Here is a 19,206-nt window from a genome sequence, read left to right on the forward strand (position 1 = left end):
ACAAATGAAGCCCGGTCCTCTTTTAGGAGGACCGGGCTTCGTTTACATGGAACTTTAAACTTGGTGCTTACTAAATGTGTCACAACTATCGTAATAATACCTGTCCAGTCCAATATGATATAATAGAGAAGTAAGTAATAAATGACAGGAGGAATTCCTCGTGAGATATATACTTCCGTTTTTAATCGTGATTCCTGCACTGGAAATCGGGATCCTGGTTCTTGCCGGCCAGACAATCGGTGTACTGCCGACCGTATTGCTGATCATTGCTACTGGGATTGCAGGAGCTTATCTGGCAAAGAAACAAGGTCTAGAAACAATCAGGAAAGCTCAGCAAGACATGCAGTATGCACAGTTCCCAGGAGATGTCATCATTGACGGACTATGCATATTGGTTGGAGGGGTGCTGCTTCTGACTCCGGGATTCATTACAGATGCCACAGGATTTTTGCTACTCCTGCCACCGACTCGTAAACTATTCAAGCCTTTCATTTATAAGCTTTTCAAAAGATGGTTCAACAAGGGGAACATCATTATATACCGATAACATTTAAAGGCACCGTTTCGGCTCATATTGCCGAAACGGTGCCTTTTTTATCATGGACGAACATCAATCCCATATTTTACTTGGTGCATTTCCTGTACCTCATTTAGCCCCCATGATGAATTTCCATGTGTCTTCAAATACACCGGCTCGCTTCAAGGTGGAGAGGATCACAAGGACGACCGGACCAACAATCAAGCCCAGGAACCCAATTAACTTGAATCCGACAAAAAGAGCGATCAGGGTCGCGAGTGGGTCCAGGCCGATACTCGATGATAACACTTTTGGTTCCATGATCTGACGTTGCACGACAACGATGAGATAGAGCACCGACAGTCCGATTCCGAGTCCGACATTCCCGATGATGAACTCATACGCAATCCAAGGGACAAAGACCGCCCCTGTCCCCAAATAAGGCAGGATATCCACGAGTCCGCTAACCAGGGCGATCGTAATGGCATAGTCAACACGTAGAACGATCAGCCCGATCAAGACGATGATCGCTGTAATGGAAATCAAGGTGAATTGAGCCCTGATGAAGCCGAATAGAGCTTTTTTTAGATCGATGAAGACCGTTCTGCCGCTGGACATCGCTCTTCCCGGAATAATCTTTTCAGCCTTGGCGGACAATTTATACCAATCTTTACTGATGAAGAATGTCGCCAATGCTGAGAAAATAAGAACAGAAGCTGCGTTCGGTATCCATGAAATAAGCTGTGGAAGCTTTTCGAAAAAATTCTGCAGGAAGTCACCGGCTGATTGTGCGATCTTGCTTCCAGCTGTTTGGATATTAGTCAAAATGGTGTTCTGTTGACCTGAATCAAGATTATTGAATAAACCTGCAAGTTGATGATAAAAAGGAATCACTTGCCCGACGATGAAGTTTTCTGCGTATGTCACCAGCGTTTGAACATGATCGGGTAACACTTCGGATAGATAGCCTGCACCAGACACGATTTCTGCAATCAATAAAGTGATGAGGCCGGCGAATACGCCTACAATCAAGAAAAGGGATAAAACGACAGCCCATACCCTCGGTAGCCTGGCCTTGGATTCGAGCCAGTTCACCAATGGATTGATCATTAAGGATATCCCTACTGCAATGACGAAGGGATAGGCAAGTTTCCAGATGTAATACAAGGAAACGATCGATACTATCATGATGCAGACGACAACGAAGAAGCGGATGGTCCTATACACATAATCTACATTCAACGGAAGATCCCCCTACTGTTTCTCTATTACTTTCTATTTTATAAGAGACAGGAAATGAAAGGAAGTTCTAATTTTCTAAAGTAGGTGAGCGAATGCTATTTTAGTAGTGCTGAATGTACCTTGGAAGTGCGGATCCGATGATGTTTTAGTTCACTGAAGTTCAAAAGGTTTATTTTTCTAGTAAAATAATTTCATATAAATTCGAGCGTTTCCGTTCACAAATGTCAGATAATTGTTTATAATAGAAAATGTAAGCGCATCCCATTCGTTGTTTTCCCTGCCAGCGTTGATTATGGCACAGGGAATCATTTTTTGTGCCGGGATTGAGCAATCGCTCAGCGTGCGAATTGAAATGATCAAGGACCCACTACAGGTAATTCATTTACTTTTATTAAACAAGCCCGAACCAAATTTTCTTTCGGGGTTTCATACTCATATGAAAATGGGTAGAAGGGAAATATATTCAAAGGAGAGATTATTATGACAGCGACTCGCGGATTAGAAGGAGTTGTAGCGACTACATCGTCCATCAGTTCCATCATCGATGACACCCTTACATATGTCGGTTACAACATTGATGATCTAGCAAATAATGCTACATTCGAAGAGGTAATTTATTTACTTTGGCATCTGAAACTCCCAACGAAATCAGAGCTTCAGGAGCTCACGGATCAGCTTGCGGAAAATATGGCGCTTCCTCAAGAAGTACTGGAACACTTCAAGATGTACAATATCAAAGAAGTGCATCCAATGGCCGCATTGCGTTCTGCAGTGTCATTGCTCGGATTATATGATGATCAGGCAGACGTGATGGAGGAAGAAGCGAATTACATGAAAGCAGTCCGCCTTCAGGCTAAGATCCCTACAATCGTGACAAGCTTTGCACGCATCCGTAATGGACAGGAACCGATTGCACCACGCAAAGACTTAGGATTTGCTGCTAACTTCCTGTACATGCTGAAAGGGAAAGAGCCGGAACCAATCGAAATCGAGGCGTTCAATAAAGCGCTTGTCCTTCATGCGGACCACGAGTTAAACGCTTCCACATTCACTGCACGTGTCTGTGTGGCTACACTTTCTGATGTTTATTCAGGTGTAACCGCTGCAATCGGTGCATTGAAAGGACCTCTTCACGGTGGAGCCAATGAACAGGTCATGAAGATGCTCACGGAAGTCGGATCAGTCGAAAATGCTGAATCCTACATTTTGGATAAGCTTGATAAGAAAGAAAAGATCATGGGCTTCGGACACCGTGTTTACCGTCAGGGAGATCCGCGTGCCAAGCATCTTAAAGAAATGTCCAAGAAGCTTACCGAGCTTAGAGGGGAAAGCAAGTATTACGAAATGTCCGCGAAGATCGAAGAGGTATTCACGGCGAATAAAGGCCTTCCACCAAATGTTGATTTCTATTCGGCATCTGTTTATCACAGCCTTGGCATCGATCATGACTTATTCACGCCGATCTTTGCTGTGAGCCGTGTATCCGGATGGCTTGCCCATATCCTTGAACAATATTCAAACAACCGTCTAATCCGTCCTCGTGCCGATTATATCGGGCCTGGTAAGCAACAATATGTTCCTGTAGATCAAAGAAGCTGATCATCGATATTTACAAATAGTAAAAATATTGGTGTAATAAATAGAAAGGGGAATGACTCTGATTGCCAAGTAGCACTTATGGGTTATCCCCCTTTGACCATGAAGAAAAATGGAGGTTACATAATGACACAAGGTGAAAAGATTACAAACCAAAACGGCCAGCTTAACGTGCCAAACAACCCAATCGTTCCTTTTATCGAAGGTGACGGTACTGGTCCAGATATCTGGGCATCTGCTCAGCGAGTATTAGATGCATCTGTTGAAAAAGCTTACAAAGGTGAGCGTAAGATTGAGTGGAAGGAAGTTTATGCAGGGGAGAAAGCATTCAACAAAACGGGTGAATGGCTTCCTAATGAAACACTTGAAGCAATCAATGAGTACTTCATTGCGATCAAGGGACCACTTACAACGCCTGTTGGTGGCGGAATCCGTTCATTGAACGTTGCCCTTCGCCAAGAATTGGACCTGTTCACATGCTTGCGCCCTGTACGCTACTTCGAAGGTGTTCCTTCACCGGTCAAGCGTCCAGAAGACACTGACATGGTCATCTTCCGTGAAAACACTGAAGATATTTATGCTGGTATCGAATATGCTAGCGGTTCTGATGAAGTCAAGAAACTGATCTCATTCTTGCAAGATGAAATGGGAGTAAACAAAATCCGCTTCCCTGAAACATCAGGAATCGGTATCAAGCCTGTATCTGAAGAAGGTACTTCACGTCTTGTACGTGCGGCGATCAATTATGCCATCACAGAAGGACGTAAATCAGTGACGCTTGTACACAAAGGGAACATCATGAAGTTCACTGAAGGTGCATTCAAGAACTGGGGTTACGAGCTTGCAGAGAAAGAGTTCGGGGATAAAGTATTCACTTGGGCTCAATACGATAAGATCAAGGATGCTGAAGGGATCGAAGCAGCAAACAAAGCGCAATCAGAAGCTGAAGCTGCTGGCAAGATCATCGTGAAGGACTCAATCGCTGATATCTTCTTACAACAAATCCTTACTCGTCCTGCAGAGTTCGATGTAGTCGCTACGATGAACCTGAACGGTGACTACATTTCTGATGCACTTGCAGCACAAGTGGGTGGAATCGGAATCGCGCCTGGTGCGAACATCAACTATGAGACTGGACATGCCATCTTCGAAGCGACTCACGGAACGGCTCCTAAATATGCCGGCATGGATAAAGTGAATCCATCTTCAGTCATCCTTTCAGGAGTGTTGATGCTTGAACACCTTGGTTGGACTGAAGCGGCTAACCTAATCATGAAATCAATGGAAAAGACCATTGCTTCTAAAGTCGTGACATATGACTTTGCCCGTCTGATGGAAGGTGGAACGGAAGTAAAATGTTCTGAATTCGGAACTGCATTAATCGAAAATATGGAATAAACCTAACATCAGAAGCATTCCTTTTTTAGGAGTGCTTCTGTCTTACATAATTTAAAATGAACAGGGGGAACCATGATGACAATTAAACGCAGAAAAGTTTCAGTGATTGGCGGAGGTTTTACCGGTGCAACGACTGCTCTCATGCTAGCGCAAAAAGAACTTGGTGATGTTGTGCTCGTTGATATTCCTCAAAATGAAGATCCCACAAAAGGGAAGGCTTTGGACATGCTTGAAGCAAGTCCGGTTCAAGGGTTTGATGCAAATATCATTGGTACTTCAAGCTACGAAGACACAAAGGATTCTGATATTGTCGTCATCACGGCCGGAATCGCGCGTAAACCTGGAATGAGTCGTGACGACCTGGTTCAGACAAACCAGAAGGTCATGAAATCTGTAACAGAGCAAATTGTCAAATATTCTCCGAACTGCTATATCATCGTACTGACCAATCCGGTGGATGCCATGACATACACGGTCTTCAAAGAATCAGGTTTCCCTAAGGAACGCGTAATCGGTCAATCAGGTGTCCTTGATACCGCGCGTTTCCGTACGTTCGTTGCACAAGAATTGAATCTGTCCGTCAAGGATGTGACAGGATTTGTTTTAGGTGGACATGGAGACGACATGGTCCCGTTAATCCGTTACTCGTATGCTGGTGGAATTCCATTAGAAACATTGATCCCGAAAGACCGTCTGGATGCCATCGTTGAGCGCACCCGTAAAGGCGGGGGTGAGATCGTCGGCCTGCTGGGCAATGGGTCAGCCTACTATGCCCCGGCTGCTTCCCTGGTTCAGATGGTGGAGGCCATCCTGAAAGATCAGCGCAGGGTCATCCCGGCAATCGCATACCTTGAAGGAGAATACGGCTTCGAAGGGATCTATCTAGGAGTCCCGACCATCCTAGGTGGTAACGGACTCGAAAAAATCATCGAATTGGAGCTTACTGAAGAAGAGCAGGCTGCCCTGGCCAAATCTGCAGACTCCGTCAAAAACGTCATGTCGTCATTGGCGTGAAAAATCATAAATTAGCCAATTCCACTCACTTGAAATGGAATTGGCTTTTTTTGTATGTTTTAATGAGAAGCTATTCAATAGAGCAACGAACTGAAAATTGTTATAAATAGATTCCAGCTGTTGATTGTAGTGCAAGACGAAGACTCCTGCGGGAGAAGTGGCAAATGTGAGACCCAGGAGGCTCACGGGTCACCCGCGGAAAGCGAAATCTTGCACGGAAATCAACAGCGGTGTTCGAAGGGGATATTTATGTGTAAAATCCCTTTGTATGGAAACGCTAAAAGTGATATTATAGTAATATACAGATAATAATGATAATTTTCATTATTATAAAATGTATGCGTTTACATATGGAGGTGCTTCTTATGTTATTGGGCAAGAAAAGAAAACTGGGAAGAAAAATCGAGGAAATGTCGATCGGGGAGAAATTGACCCTTACGGAAAAAATAGAGGACAATGAACTGCTTCTCTATCTTGGATTAACCAATGATGCAAACCCATTATACATCCAACATGACTATGCTTCCCAGACACCATTCAAGAAACCAATCGTTCCATCCATCATGCTTACAGGAATCATCACATCTGCAGTATCCAAATACTTACCGGGACCAGGCTCCCATATCATCGAACAGAATATTGACTTCCCGAAGCCCGTTTACCATTATGCGACGATCCAATTCCTGTTCGAAGTGACAGAAATTGAGCCCTCTTCCCATACTGTCACGATAACAGTGACTGCAGTGAATGAAGACGACGAGAAAGTGATAAATGGGACTATCAAGGTGTGTCCTCCGCATAAACTTGAGAAGATGAACAGTCATACGCTGGAGAATTTTTAATCACATCAGTGCATCAACGTCCATTGATAATGGAGGCCCATCGTATTAAAAGAGCTATGAATTCATAGCTCTTTTTTATTATGCACATACTAATCATAACTTTATGGTATGGTCAGCTTGCAGGTTTGTATTATAATGAAGATACAATTACATAAATACGTTGGATGATGGGGTTAATTCTTTGGTATGTGGAGGCACTTTAAATGAGCAAAAAAATCCTTGTAGTAGAAGATGAACAATCGATCGCGACACTGTTGAAGTATAATTTGGAGCAATCAGGCTATTCGGTCATTACCGCGAATGACGGTGAAGCAGGGAGGGATATGGCGGTCGATGAGCTGCCTGATTTGATGATCCTCGACCTTATGCTTCCTAAAATGGATGGGATTGAAGTGTGCAAGGAACTGAGACAGAAAAAAATCAATATCCCGATTCTCATGCTGACAGCAAAGGATGATGAGTTCGATAAGGTCCTAGGCCTGGAACTTGGCGCTGATGATTATATGACAAAGCCATTCAGTCCGAGAGAGGTTGTCGCCCGGGTAAAAGCGATTTTGAGGAGGAGTCAGACGCCAGTGGAACCGGCTGAGGCAGTCGAGGAGACGGATGACTATAAAGAAGTAGGAGAATTGAAGGTATACCCAGAGCAGTATGAAGCATATTTCCAAGGTGAACTACTGGAGCTTACACCGAAGGAATTTGAACTGCTGCTGTATTTGACGAACAATAAAGGAAGGGTCCTTACGAGGGACCAGCTTCTAAGTGCCGTTTGGAATTATGACTTTGCAGGCGATACAAGGATTGTCGATGTGCACATCAGCCACCTTCGGGAAAAAATAGAATCTAATACGAAGAAGCCAGTCTACATCAAAACAATCCGTGGTCTCGGTTATAAGCTGGAGGAGCCAAAAGCTCGATGAATAAATTCAGGACCAAGCTGCTTTTTGCACTCATTACGTTAATCATCATCGTGTTGATCGGTCTCGGAATCGTTTTGGGACAAATCTTCAAGAACTTCTACATGGACACCTTTAATTCAAGGATCCAAAAGGAATCGAGGTTACTGGCCAGCTCAATTCAGGAGAATGGCAGTCTGAACGACATTGATCCGTCCATGATCAAGGAACTAAGTGATATATTGGATGTCCGGATCACCATCCTTGATAAATCAGGCAGCGTCATCGAGGATACCGAGTCTGTTAATCCGGTCCTTGACAGTCACCAAAAGCAGATGATCAATCAGATCGGTGACAAATGGGATGTGAAGGATAAGAATAAAAAACTAGTCATTTCCGGAAAAGAATATAGGTATTATTGGTACCCGCTTAAAAAGCAAGATCAATCGATAAACGGCCTTTTGATCATGAGTACGGAAGTAGATGCCCTTGAAAAGGGTACCGGTCAAATTTGGCTGGTCCTGACGATCTCCCTCGGTCTCGCATTGATTCTCATCATTATTCTCGGTTCCAGGATCACGGCGAGATATACTAGACCAATCGAGTCCGCGACGAATGTCGCAATCGAACTTGCAAAGGGGAACTTCAGGGCAAGAACATATGAGGACCGATTGGATGAAACCAGTATGCTGAGTACGTCGATCAATATATTGGCGCGGAACCTCCAGGAAATGGTCACTTCGCAAGAGATGCAGCATGACCGATTGACAACATTGGTTGAAAATATGGGAAGTGCGCTGCTGTTGATTGATCAACGCGGTTTTGTCGTTTTGACGAACCGTACATTCAGGGAATTCTTTAACTTGAAGGAAAGTCAATTGAAGAAGGTACGCTACCATGAAGTGATTCATTATCAGCAGGTCAACAAGCTGGTAGAAGAAATATTCATGACTGAAGATCGCGTGAGAAAACAGATCCTCCTGCCTCACCGACTTGAGAGAAAGCATTATGAAGTCTATGGTGCTCCGATCATTGGGCAAAATGATGAGTGGAAAGGGATCGTCGTCGTTTTTCATGATATTACCGAGCTCAAGAACCTTGAGCAAATGCGGAAAGATTTCGTAGCAAATGTATCTCATGAGTTGAAGACACCGATCACCTCGATCAAAGGGTTCTCTGAAACGTTACTGGACGGAGCCATGAATGATAAGGAAACATTGAAGTCCTTCCTTGAAATCATTTTGACCGAGAGCGATCGTTTGCAATCATTGATTCAGGACCTTCTTGAATTAAGTAAAATCGAAAAACATGGATTTGAGCTTTCCATCGAGAAGCAGAATGTATCCGATCTTGTTGGTGAAGTGCTTCCTATTTTGAAGGATAAGGCAGATAAAAAGGGGATTTCCATCCATACCAGATTCAGGGCTGAAGGAGTCGCGGAAATTGATCCTTACCGATTGAAGCAAGTATTCATCAATTTGATTTCAAACGCCATCGTGTATACACCGATGGGTGGGGATGTCACCATTTCTACAGACGAAGATGCTGATCAGGTACATGTTTCCATCATCGACAACGGAATCGGAATCAGTGAAGAGGAACTGCCTCGGATCTTTGAGCGTTTCTATAGGGTAGATAAAGCAAGAAGCCGTAACTCTGGTGGTACAGGACTGGGACTTGCGATTGTCAAACATATCATAGAAGCACATGAAGGCAGAATTGAAGTGACAAGTGAAGTGAATAAAGGCACGTCATTCACGGTTTCTCTATACAAAATATTCCCTGAACAAACCTTCGGAGAATAAGGTAGTATTTCTGTTTTTTTACATTCTATTTACAAAGGGTTAAAAAAGGATTAATAAACAGGTGATACTATAATAGATGAAACCCCTTCATCCAAGGAGTGAAGAAAAGGCGAGAACCAACCCCGTTCTCGCCTTTTCGCATTGCCTTTTTTCCTCTCTCTCCCCTTTTTGTCATATTCCTGAAACCATTTTGTATTGGTATCCGTATATAGTACAGAACAGCTAAAGAGATAAGAAAGGGAGGGAGCTTATGAGCCTTAAACGCATTTATACGATTACTGGAATGATTGTCGCCGCTCTTCTTTTGATTTTGGTGTTGATCACTTCGTGGTATACGGTTGATGAATCGGAGCAAGCGCTTGTATTGACGTTCGGTGAAGCGGGAGAGCCCATTGTTGAGCCGGGACTGCACTTTAAGATGCCGTGGCCGATGCAATCAGTTGAAGTTCTTTCAAAGGAAACGTTCAGTCTTCAGTTTGGTTATGAAGAAAAGGATGGAAATATTAAAGAAGTTCCGAAAGAAACGAAGATGATTACCGGTGATGAATATATCGTCCTGGCCGACCTTGTCGTTCAATGGAAGATCACAGACCCGGAAAGTTACTTATACAATGCGGACGACCCAAAAGAAATTTTATACGATGCCACCTCGGCATCATTAAGGAGCATCATCGGAAGTTCTCTCATTGATGATGCACTGACATCCGGTAAAGCAGAAATTGAAGCGAATGTCAGGGATTTACTGACCGACCTGATTGATGAGTATGATATCGGAATCAGTATCCTCGCAGTGAAATTACAGGATGTAGAGCTGCCGAACGAAGAAGTGCGCAGTGCTTTCACTGCGGTTACGGATGCCCGAGAGACGATGAATACAAAAATAAATGAAGCGAAAAAGTATCGTAATCAGCGCACCAATGAGGCGCAGGGTGAGAAGGATGCCATCATGTCAAGGGCGAAGGGTGATAAGATTGCCAGGGTGGAACAGGCCCGTGGAGATGTGGCCGTTTTTGACAAATTGTACGCGGAATATAAGAACAACCCTGACATCACCAGAAAACGCCTGGTCCTTGAAACGCTTGAGAATGTATTGCCTGATGCAGAAGTCTATATCATGAAGGACAATGGGGACACATTGAAGTATTTCCCGATCAGGCAGCTCGAAAACCAGACGCCCGTTAAGCAGGAAGGGAGTGAGGAATAATGTCTGATGGGAATGTATTTGATATGAACCAACGGAAAAAAGAACCCGTCGAATGGAAAAGATACAGGAAATTCGGTGTCTTCCTCATCCTTCTTGTCGCCGCCATTTTACTTCTCTTTACCTCTCTTTATATTGTGAAGGAAAGTGAGTATAAGGTTGTAAGGCAGTTTGGTGAGGTTGTCAGAATAGACAAGGATCCTGGATTGAAGATGAAAATCCCGTTCATCCAAACCGTGACGACCCTTCCTAGGCACCAGATGACGTATGATGTGACGGAAGCGGAAATCAATACGAAAGACAAAAAGCGGATGCTGATCGATAACTTTGCAGTGTGGAGGATTGAAGATCCGCTGAAGATGATCAAAAATGCGAGAACCGTCGTGAATGCGGAAACGAAGATGGAGGAGTTCATTTACTCTGTCGTTCGTGCAGAACTTGGCCGCTTGAATTATGATCAAATCATCAATGATGAGAAATCCTCGCGTGGAAGCCTGAACGATCAAATCACGAAGAAAGTCAATGAACTCCTCGCCAAGGATGGATACGGCATTGTCGTGAAGGACGTCAGGATGAAGAGGACGGACCTTCCGCAAGCCAATGAAAATTCGGTCTACACGCGCATGATATCAGAGCGTGAATCGAAAGCGCAGGAATACCTTTCCAAAGGGGATGCCGAAAAGCAACGGATCACGGCCGATACCGACAGGGAAGTAAAGGAACTGCTCGCCAAGGCAAGCGCAGATGCCAATGTGATCCGGGCGGAAGGAGAATCCGAGGCGGCCAAAATCTACAACCAGTCATTCTCGAAGGATCCTGATTTCTATGATTTATATAAAACGCTAGAAACCTATAAGAAAACGGTTGATGACAAAACCGTCATCATATTGCCTTCAGACTCTCCGTATGCACGGTTGCTCATGGGGTACACAGAGTAATTGGGAAACGCCCTTCCGAAATGGACATCGCTCCGCGGAGGGGCTTTTTTTATGTAATCTTGGTATCTACAAGCGTTCGTACTGACTCTATTTGCAAAGAAAGTCGATACATCCGTTTGTGCCCCTTTTTTTCCTTTCGATCACCATCATGATAGAATAAGGAGGATGACATAGAAACGATCAAGCACATAAAGAGAAACAATAGTTGTGTATTTTACCCTTTACGAGGAGGTTCGTTTATGACGAAGAAGTTAGTATTGATTGATGGGAATAGTATTGCATATCGTGCATTCTTTGCCCTTCCCTTATTGAATAATGATAAAGGCGTACATACAAACGCAGTATACGGATTCACAACGATGCTGCAGAAAGTGCTCGAGGATGAAAACCCTACACATATCCTGGTCGCGTTCGATGCCGGTAAAACGACGTTCAGGCATAAGACGTACAAGGAATATAAGGGAGGGAGACAGAAGACACCTTCTGAATTGTCCGAGCAGTTCCCATATATCAGGGAACTTCTGGATGCTTATGGCATCAAGCGTTACGAGAAGGAAAACTACGAAGCGGATGATATCATCGGCACGCTCTCCTTGCAGGCAGAACAAGATGGGTACAAAGTGAAGATTTTCTCTGGTGATAAAGACCTCACTCAGCTCAGCACGGATAAAACGACCGTCTGCATCACAAGAAAAGGAATTACGGATCTCGAAATCTACACACCACAGCATATTAAAGAAAAATGGGAGATCTCTCCGGATCAGATCATTGATATGAAAGGATTGATGGGGGATAGCTCTGATAATATCCCGGGCATCCCAGGGGTAGGGGAGAAAACAGCGATCAAACTTCTGAAGGAATTCGGAAATGTTGAAACCCTGCTCGAATCCATCGATAAGGTCAGCGGGAAGAAACTGAAAGAAAAGCTCGAGGAAAATAAAGAATCGGCTGTCATGAGTAAGGAGCTTGCAACCATCTTGAGGGAAGCCCCGGTCGACATCAAAGTGGAGGAGCTGGAGTATGACGGTGCGGATGTACCCAAATTGAAGGAAGTCTACAAGGATCTTGGCTTCCACTCCCTGCTTGAAAAAATGGGAGAAACATCTCAGGAAGAAACGCAGGACCTGGATGAAATATCTTTTGAAACCCTTCAGAGCATCGAAGAGAAGCACCTTGCAAATGTAAGTGCATTATATATCGAAATGCTCGAGGACAATTATCATCTTGGGTCCATCATTGGGTTGAGCATGCACAATGATCAAGGGACATTCTACTTCACCTTGGAAACGGCCCTCGCTTCGGATCCTTTCAAGAAGTGGGCGGAGAACGAAGATAAGGTTAAATATGTGTACGATTCGAAACAGGCGGTCGTTTCATTAAAGAGGCAAGGGATCGATCTGAAAGGCATTGAATTTGATTTATTGCTTACTTCATACATTTTGAATCCTTCTTCTGCAGGGGATGATTTTGCTGCCATTGCGAAAGCACATAACCAACCGGCGGTCGATACAGACGAAGCAGTCTATGGTAAAGGGGCAAAACAAAAAATACCTACAGAAGATGTACTTTCAGAGCATCTGGCAAGAAAAGCGGCTGCGCTGTATGAATTGAAGGACATCTGCACGAAAGAACTGGAAGAGAACGAACAACTTGAATTGATCACCGAACTCGAGCTTCCGCTTGCCCTGATCCTTGCTGAAATGGAATATACGGGAGTGATGGTGGACAAACAGAGACTCGAGGATATGAAAGAAGAACTCGGCAAACGAATCGATGAGCTTGAGAAGCACATACATGAACTGGCGGGAGAGAGTTTCAACATCAACTCTCCAAAGCAGCTCGGAGTGATTCTGTTCGAAAAGCTTGGTCTTCCTGTTGTAAAGAAAACGAAAACGGGCTATTCAACATCAGCGGATGTGCTTGAAAAGCTTCAGTCGAAGCATGAAATCATCGATTACATCCTTCATTATCGTCAACTGGGGAAACTGCAATCCACTTATCTGGAAGGTCTGCTTAAAGTGATCCATGAGAACTCAGGTAAAATCCATACAAGGTTCAATCAGGCCCTGACACAAACGGGAAGGCTAAGTTCCATTGACCCGAATTTGCAGAACATCCCGATCAGATTGGAAGAGGGGAGAAAAATCCGTCAGGCTTTCATTCCTTCTGAAAAAGGCTGGGTGATGTTCGCTGCGGATTACTCACAGATCGAACTACGCGTCCTCGCTCATATTGCTGGCGATGATAAACTGATCGAAGCGTTCAAGAATGACATGGACATCCATACAAAAACGGCCATGGATGTGTTTGGTGTAGCGAAGGATGATGTGACTTCTGAAATGAGGCGTCATGCAAAAGCCGTCAATTTCGGGATCGTCTATGGAATCAGCGACTACGGTCTGTCACAAAGCCTGGATATCACCCGAAAAGAAGCCGGTGAATTCATCAAGAAGTACCTTGAGAGTTTTCCTGGGGTAAAAGAGTATATGGATGATATCGTCCAAGAGGCAAAACAGAAAGGATACGTTGCGACACTTCTGAACCGCCGCCGCTACCTACCGGAAATCACAAGCAGAAACTTCAACTTGAGAAGTTTCGCCGAACGGACAGCGATGAATACACCAATTCAAGGAAGTGCCGCAGATATCATCAAGAAGGCGATGATCGATATGGCATACCGTCTGAAAGAAGAAAAACTGAAATCACGTTTACTACTGCAGGTGCATGATGAATTGATCTTTGAAGCTCCGGAAGAAGAAATTGAAACATTGAAGAAAATCGTACCGGAAGTGATGGAGAATGCAATGGAACTAGAGGTTCCTCTCAAGGTTGATTATTCTTATGGACCTACTTGGTACGATGCCAAGTAACACTTTCATGGGGAGGTGCCCGGAATGCCCGAACTACCAGAGGTGGAAACGGTCAGGAAGACATTGGAGGTCCTTGTCCTAGGAAAAAGGATAAAGGATGTATCGGTATTCTGGCCGAAAATGATCAAAAACCCCGAAGAAACCGAAGAATTCATCCATAGCCTCAAGGGGCAGGAAATTCTTGCGATGAGGCGTAGGGGGAAATTCTTGATATTCGATCTGAATGAGGTGTCGCTTGTGTCCCATTTGAGGATGGAAGGAAAATACGGGCTATATGATGAGAACGATCCCATCGAAAAACATACCCATGTGATCTTCCATTTTACAGATGGTACGGCACTCAGATATCGGGACGTACGTAAATTCGGAACGATGCATTTATTCAAGAAAGGGGACGAGCTGCTGAATCGTCCATTGAGCCAGTTGGGACCAGAACCCTTCCAACCTGATTTCACCGAACACTATCTTCAACAGAAATTGACAAAGACGGAACGGATCATCAAAGCGGTCCTGCTCGATCAATCCATCATGGTCGGATTAGGGAACATCTATGTAGATGAAGCATTGTTCCGAGCGGGAATCCACCCCGACCGCAAAGCAAAATCACTCAGTGAAAACGAAATTCACCAATTACACCTAGCTATCATCGAAACTTTGAATGAAGCGGTTGAGATGGGTGGAAGCACGATCAGGACCTATGTGAATTCACAAGGACAAATGGGAATGTTTCAACAGAACCTTTTTGTCTATAGCAGGCAAGGGGAGGACTGCAGAGTCTGCGGGACACCCATCGAGAAGAAGGTCTCAGCCGGAAGAGGGACGCATTATTGTCCCCGCTGCCAGAATGGATGACGCTTTAAAGGACATTTAACATCTGATAAGCCCTTACCATATAGTATTGTAATGATTTCTGGGAGGGCTTTAAGATGACTGAACTTTTCTCCTTGTTATTACTTGCATTTGCCGTAAGTCTTGATAGCTTCAGTACCGGGTTGACCTATGGGCTCCGCAAAGTGCAGATCCCTCTAAAATCGATCAGCATCATTTCGGTTTGCTCAGCGAGTTCCCTGCTGGTCGCCATGATGGTCGGCGGTACGATTCAAAAAATCATTTCGCCTGAATGGGCAGGCAGGATCGGAGGGCTCATCCTCGTTGCCATCGGGGCAGCGGTCCTGTATCAGTTCTTCAGGCCCGAAAAGCAAGACATTCAACCGTCACAGGAAAAAACACTGATTAATTTCGAAATCAAATCCATCGGCCTTGTCATTCAGATTCTCAGAAGACCGCTGACTGCCGACTTTGACCGTTCAGGGACGATCACTGGCATTGAAGCACTCATGTTGGGGATCGCCTTGTCACTGGATGCATTCGGGGCAGGGATCGGAGCAGCATTGCTGCATTTTTCACCACTGTTGTTATCGGTTGCCATTCTTTGCATGAGCTTTTTGTTTTTATCATCTGGTCTGAAGTTGGGGCAATTCTTTTCACATTTAAAATGGATACACCGGGTTTCTTTCCTGCCTGGGGTATTATTGATCCTGATTGGGATCCTCCGTTTCTAGTCATAAACGGCCGATGTTCTAGATTGATAAGATGGAATAGTGTATGAAAACAGAAGCGAAAATACGTACTACTGGATTATATGCAATCCGGCTCTGTCTTAGATGAACATGCTTGTAGTGTGGCATAAACAGAGCCGTGCATGAAGAAAGGAATTGAAACATGAGCATCATCTTAGGATTAACAGGCGGGATTGCGAGCGGCAAGAGCACGGTATCAAGTATGCTCAAGCAAAAGGGGTATACCGTCATTGATGCGGACCTTGCGGCAAGAAAAGTTGTCGAGGTCGGCCAGCCTGCTTATCTCGCCATTGTAGAAGAATTCGGCAGGGAGATCCTTTGTAAGGAAGATGATACAATCGACCGGGCGAAGCTCGGTACCATCATATTTCATAATGAAGAGATGAGGAAGAAATTGAATGGGATCGTTCACCCTGCAGTCCGGGGCATGATGCTTTCAGAGAAGGACGATGCCATAAATACCGGGAAACAAACCATCATCATGGATATCCCGCTCCTTTATGAAAGTGACTTGACTTGGATGGTGGATAAGACGATCGTCGTCTATGTGGACGAAGACACTCAATTATCACGATTGATGAAACGGAATCAATTCACAAAAGATGAAGCGGCTTCCCGCATTTCTTCCCAGTTCCCTCTAAAAGACAAAATCGGCCTTGCCGATGCCGTCATCAACAACAACGGAACAATAGAAGAATCAGAACAGCAGCTTGAAAAGATAATAAATGATTGGGACTTAAGACCATGATACTTAACCTAAGCCGACAGGAATTGTGTCCTGTCGGCTTTTTAATTTGATTTCTAAGAATATAATAAATTCAATTAGTGAAACAGAGAAAAAAAGTGTTCCTCTGAGTTGAAAGTTCCAGCGATTTATTGAAGGAAAATAAATGATTAAATGAAAAATTTTAACAAGTAAGTGGATCTAGCTTTTGATTGGAGTGCAAGACGAAGACTCCTGCGGGAAGAGTAGCTAATGTGAGACCCCGGAGGGAGGTACGACCGAGGAGGCTCACGGGCTACCGCGGAAAGCGAAGTCTTGCACGGAAATCAAAAGCGGTAATCAAGGGAATTATTCATTTTTTAAAGGTCAAAAGAATATAATTTGTCAGAATAATAAAACTTTAAAAATCCGCAATTTACTTATTAACTATTTCTCTGAATATGTTATACTATTTTTAGTTAAACAACATATAAGTATAACATTAATATAGAGGGGAGCCTGATTTATGAAGGCGAAAGTTGCGATTAATGGTTTTGGACGCATCGGGAGAATGGTATTCAGAAAGGCAATTTTAGAGGAGAACATAGAAATTGTTGCAATCAACGCGAGTTATCCTGCTGAAACACTTGCACACTTAATTAAGTATGACACAAATCACGGCATATTTGATGCTGAAGTGCTGACTGAAGACAATGCCATCATCGTCAATGGTAAGAAAGTTCAATTATTAAGTAATCGTGATCCCAAAGCATTACCTTGGAACGAGCTTGAAATAGACATCGTCATAGAAGCGACAGGGAAGTTCAATTCAAAGGATAAAGCAAGTCTTCACATCGAAGCCGGAGCTAAAAAAGTGATCCTTACTGCTCCAGGTAAAAATGAAGACATCACCATTGTTATGGGTGTAAATGAAAGCGCATTAAAAATCGATGAACACTCCATCATTTCAAATGCATCATGTACAACAAACTGCCTTGCCCCTGTGGCGAAGGTGCTCGACGAACAATTCGGAATCGAGAATGGCTTGATGACAACGGTCCATGCCTACACAAATGATCAAAAGAATATCGATAACCCTCACAAGGATCTGAGAAGGGCCAGAGCGTGTGGTCAATCGATCATCCCTACAACGACGGGTGCTGCGAAAGCGTTATCACTTGTTCTGCCTCAATTGAAAGGCAAGCTTCACGGTATGGCTCTTCGCGTGCCAACACCGAATGTCTCACTCGTTGACTTGGTTGTCGATGTAAAAAGGGACGTAACAGCAGAAGAAATCAATGAAGCGTTCATCACTGCTTCCATAGGCTCCCTGCACGGCATTGTTCAATATACGACTGAACCGCTCGTATCGATCGACTTCAATACAAATCCTCACTCTGCCATCATTGATGGATTATCGACAATGGTCATGGGGAACCGCAAAGTGAAGGTGCTCGCATGGTATGATAACGAATGGGGTTATTCATGCAGAGTGGTCGATCTTGCCAAATTCGTTGCCTCTGAAATGGATGCAAAAGCAAAGGTGAACGTTTGAAAGAATCGACAAAAACGATGAGAATGATCATTGGAACGCCCTAACACAGGGCGTTCTTTTCTTTTGTGGTGAAAAGGGAAGTCTTGAGTGGAAAGGGGTGGAGGGGGAACGACAGCTACTTTTAAAAAAGTTTTAATAAATTTATTGCAAAAGAATATTAAACAAAGTATACTATTTTTCGTGAACTTCTTGATAGCAAATGATATTGATTTGGCTACTTAAAGGGTTAGGACCTCTTCGGACTAACTTTCCCCCGTGGTAGTTAAGATTTTGCCAAAGGGACTTGTTCATTTTGACGAAAAAAATTATGTCAAAGGGGGAAACGATCAATGGAAACAATGGGTCGTCATGTAATCTCAGAACTATGGGGTTGCGATTTTGAAAAGCTAAATGATGTAGTGGGAATTGAAAAAACATTTGTAGATGCTGCACTGAAATCAGGTGCTGAAGTCCGTGAGGTAGCCTTTCACAAATTCGCTCCTCAAGGTGTAAGTGGAGTCGTGATCATTTCTGAATCACACTTAACAATCCACAGCTTTCCTGAACATGGTTATGCTAGTATTGATGTATACACGTGCGGTGATTTAGACCCTAATATCGCAGCGGAATATATTGCTGACGCTCTTGGTGCAGATACTCGTGAAACAATCGAGTTGCCTAGGGGTATGGGTCCGGTCCAAGTGAAAAAATCACAGGCTCAGGCACTTTAATAGAGATACCGATAAGGGATGCATGATATGTGCATCCCTTTTTTGATGGTTTTTTAGAAGAGAGTCCGGTGTTGTGGGCCTTGTTAGGCTGGGGGATGCGGGTTATCTTCGGATTTTTTGTTTTATCTTCCAAAATCGAGATTTATCTGCCGTTTTTTCGTTTTATCTTCCAAAATCGAGATTTATCTTCCGTTTTTACGTTTTATCTGCCAAAAATCCAAATTTATTAAAGTTAGTCTAAAAAGTGGACACACCAAAATGATAATTCGTACACTATAACTATCATTAAAAAGGACGTGTTCACTATGGGAAAGCACCATTCAAATGAGTATCGGGAAT

The 19,206-nt window shown here is 43.8% G+C and carries 16 protein-coding genes; 15 read left to right on the plus strand and 1 reads right to left on the minus strand.

Going from position 1 to position 19,206, the window contains the following annotated elements:
• Positions 1-160 precede the first annotated feature (160 nt).
• Positions 161-547, plus strand: coding sequence for an FxsA family protein (locus LCM10_RS18345; RefSeq protein ID WP_224877712.1), 387 nt, complete (start codon positions 161-163; stop codon positions 545-547).
• 99 nt (positions 548-646) lie between these two features.
• Here the strand turns inward: LCM10_RS18345 and ytvI are convergent, their stop codons facing one another.
• Positions 647-1,759 (minus strand): sporulation integral membrane protein YtvI, encoded by a 1,113-nt coding sequence (gene ytvI / locus LCM10_RS18350; protein ID WP_224877713.1) that lies wholly within the window; start codon positions 1,757-1,759, stop codon positions 647-649.
• Between the two features lie 480 nt (positions 1,760-2,239).
• Here ytvI and citZ point away from each other — a divergent pair, with 480 nt between their 5' ends.
• The 14 genes from citZ to speD all read left to right on the plus strand — a co-directional run bounded on the left by citZ (position 2,240) and on the right by speD (position 18,867).
• Positions 2,240-3,358 (plus strand): citrate synthase, encoded by a 1,119-nt coding sequence (citZ, locus tag LCM10_RS18355; RefSeq protein ID WP_224877714.1) that lies wholly within the window; start codon positions 2,240-2,242, stop codon positions 3,356-3,358.
• Between the two features lie 123 nt (positions 3,359-3,481).
• On the plus strand, positions 3,482-4,753 hold the full coding sequence (icd, locus tag LCM10_RS18360) for an NADP-dependent isocitrate dehydrogenase (protein ID WP_224877715.1): 1,272 nt from the start codon (positions 3,482-3,484) through the stop codon (positions 4,751-4,753).
• A gap of 75 nt (positions 4,754-4,828) precedes the next feature.
• Positions 4,829-5,767, plus strand: coding sequence for a malate dehydrogenase (gene mdh / locus LCM10_RS18365; protein WP_224877741.1), 939 nt, complete (start codon positions 4,829-4,831; stop codon positions 5,765-5,767).
• 365 nt (positions 5,768-6,132) lie between these two features.
• Complete coding sequence (locus tag LCM10_RS18370; RefSeq protein WP_224877716.1) at positions 6,133-6,609, plus strand: MaoC family dehydratase; 477 nt, start codon at positions 6,133-6,135, stop codon at positions 6,607-6,609.
• Between the two features lie 203 nt (positions 6,610-6,812).
• The gene (locus tag LCM10_RS18375; RefSeq protein WP_224877717.1) at positions 6,813-7,529 is read left to right on the plus strand and encodes a response regulator transcription factor; all 717 of its coding nucleotides are present in this window, start codon (positions 6,813-6,815) and stop codon (positions 7,527-7,529) included.
• Positions 7,526-9,310 (plus strand): two-component system histidine kinase PnpS, encoded by a 1,785-nt coding sequence (pnpS, locus tag LCM10_RS18380; RefSeq protein WP_224877718.1) that lies wholly within the window; start codon positions 7,526-7,528, stop codon positions 9,308-9,310. Before LCM10_RS18375 ends, pnpS begins: the two co-directional genes overlap by 4 nt.
• A gap of 250 nt (positions 9,311-9,560) precedes the next feature.
• Positions 9,561-10,514 carry an FtsH protease activity modulator HflK gene (gene hflK / locus LCM10_RS18385; protein ID WP_224877719.1) on the plus strand — a complete coding sequence of 318 codons (954 nt, stop codon included), beginning with the start codon at positions 9,561-9,563 and terminating at the stop codon, positions 10,512-10,514.
• A complete protein-coding gene (gene hflC, locus LCM10_RS18390) occupies positions 10,514-11,449 on the plus strand; it encodes a protease modulator HflC (RefSeq protein WP_224877720.1) in 936 nt (311 codons plus the stop codon). The genes hflK and hflC overlap by 1 nt, the downstream gene beginning before the upstream one ends.
• A 239-nt stretch (positions 11,450-11,688) precedes the next feature.
• Positions 11,689-14,319, plus strand: a complete 2,631-nt coding sequence (gene polA / locus LCM10_RS18395; protein WP_224877721.1) for a DNA polymerase I — start codon at positions 11,689-11,691, stop codon at positions 14,317-14,319.
• Between the two features lie 24 nt (positions 14,320-14,343).
• A complete protein-coding gene (gene mutM / locus LCM10_RS18400; protein ID WP_224877722.1) occupies positions 14,344-15,171 on the plus strand; it encodes a DNA-formamidopyrimidine glycosylase in 828 nt (275 codons plus the stop codon).
• A gap of 74 nt (positions 15,172-15,245) precedes the next feature.
• Complete coding sequence (ytaF, locus tag LCM10_RS18405) at positions 15,246-15,881, plus strand: sporulation membrane protein YtaF (protein ID WP_224877723.1); 636 nt, start codon at positions 15,246-15,248, stop codon at positions 15,879-15,881.
• A 160-nt stretch (positions 15,882-16,041) separates the two neighbouring features.
• A complete protein-coding gene (gene coaE, locus LCM10_RS18410; protein ID WP_224877724.1) occupies positions 16,042-16,647 on the plus strand; it encodes a dephospho-CoA kinase in 606 nt (201 codons plus the stop codon).
• Positions 16,648-17,128: 481 nt separating this feature from the next.
• Positions 17,129-18,157 carry a glyceraldehyde-3-phosphate dehydrogenase gene (locus tag LCM10_RS18415; protein ID WP_224877725.1) on the plus strand — a complete coding sequence of 343 codons (1,029 nt, stop codon included), beginning with the start codon at positions 17,129-17,131 and terminating at the stop codon, positions 18,155-18,157.
• 329 nt (positions 18,158-18,486) lie between these two features.
• Complete coding sequence (gene speD / locus LCM10_RS18420; protein WP_034756998.1) at positions 18,487-18,867, plus strand: adenosylmethionine decarboxylase; 381 nt, start codon at positions 18,487-18,489, stop codon at positions 18,865-18,867.
• The last annotated feature ends 339 nt before the right edge of the window (positions 18,868-19,206 follow it).

Source organism: Rossellomorea aquimaris, assembly GCF_020171925.1.
GTDB lineage: Bacteria > Bacillota > Bacilli > Bacillales > Bacillaceae_B > Rossellomorea > Rossellomorea aquimaris_F.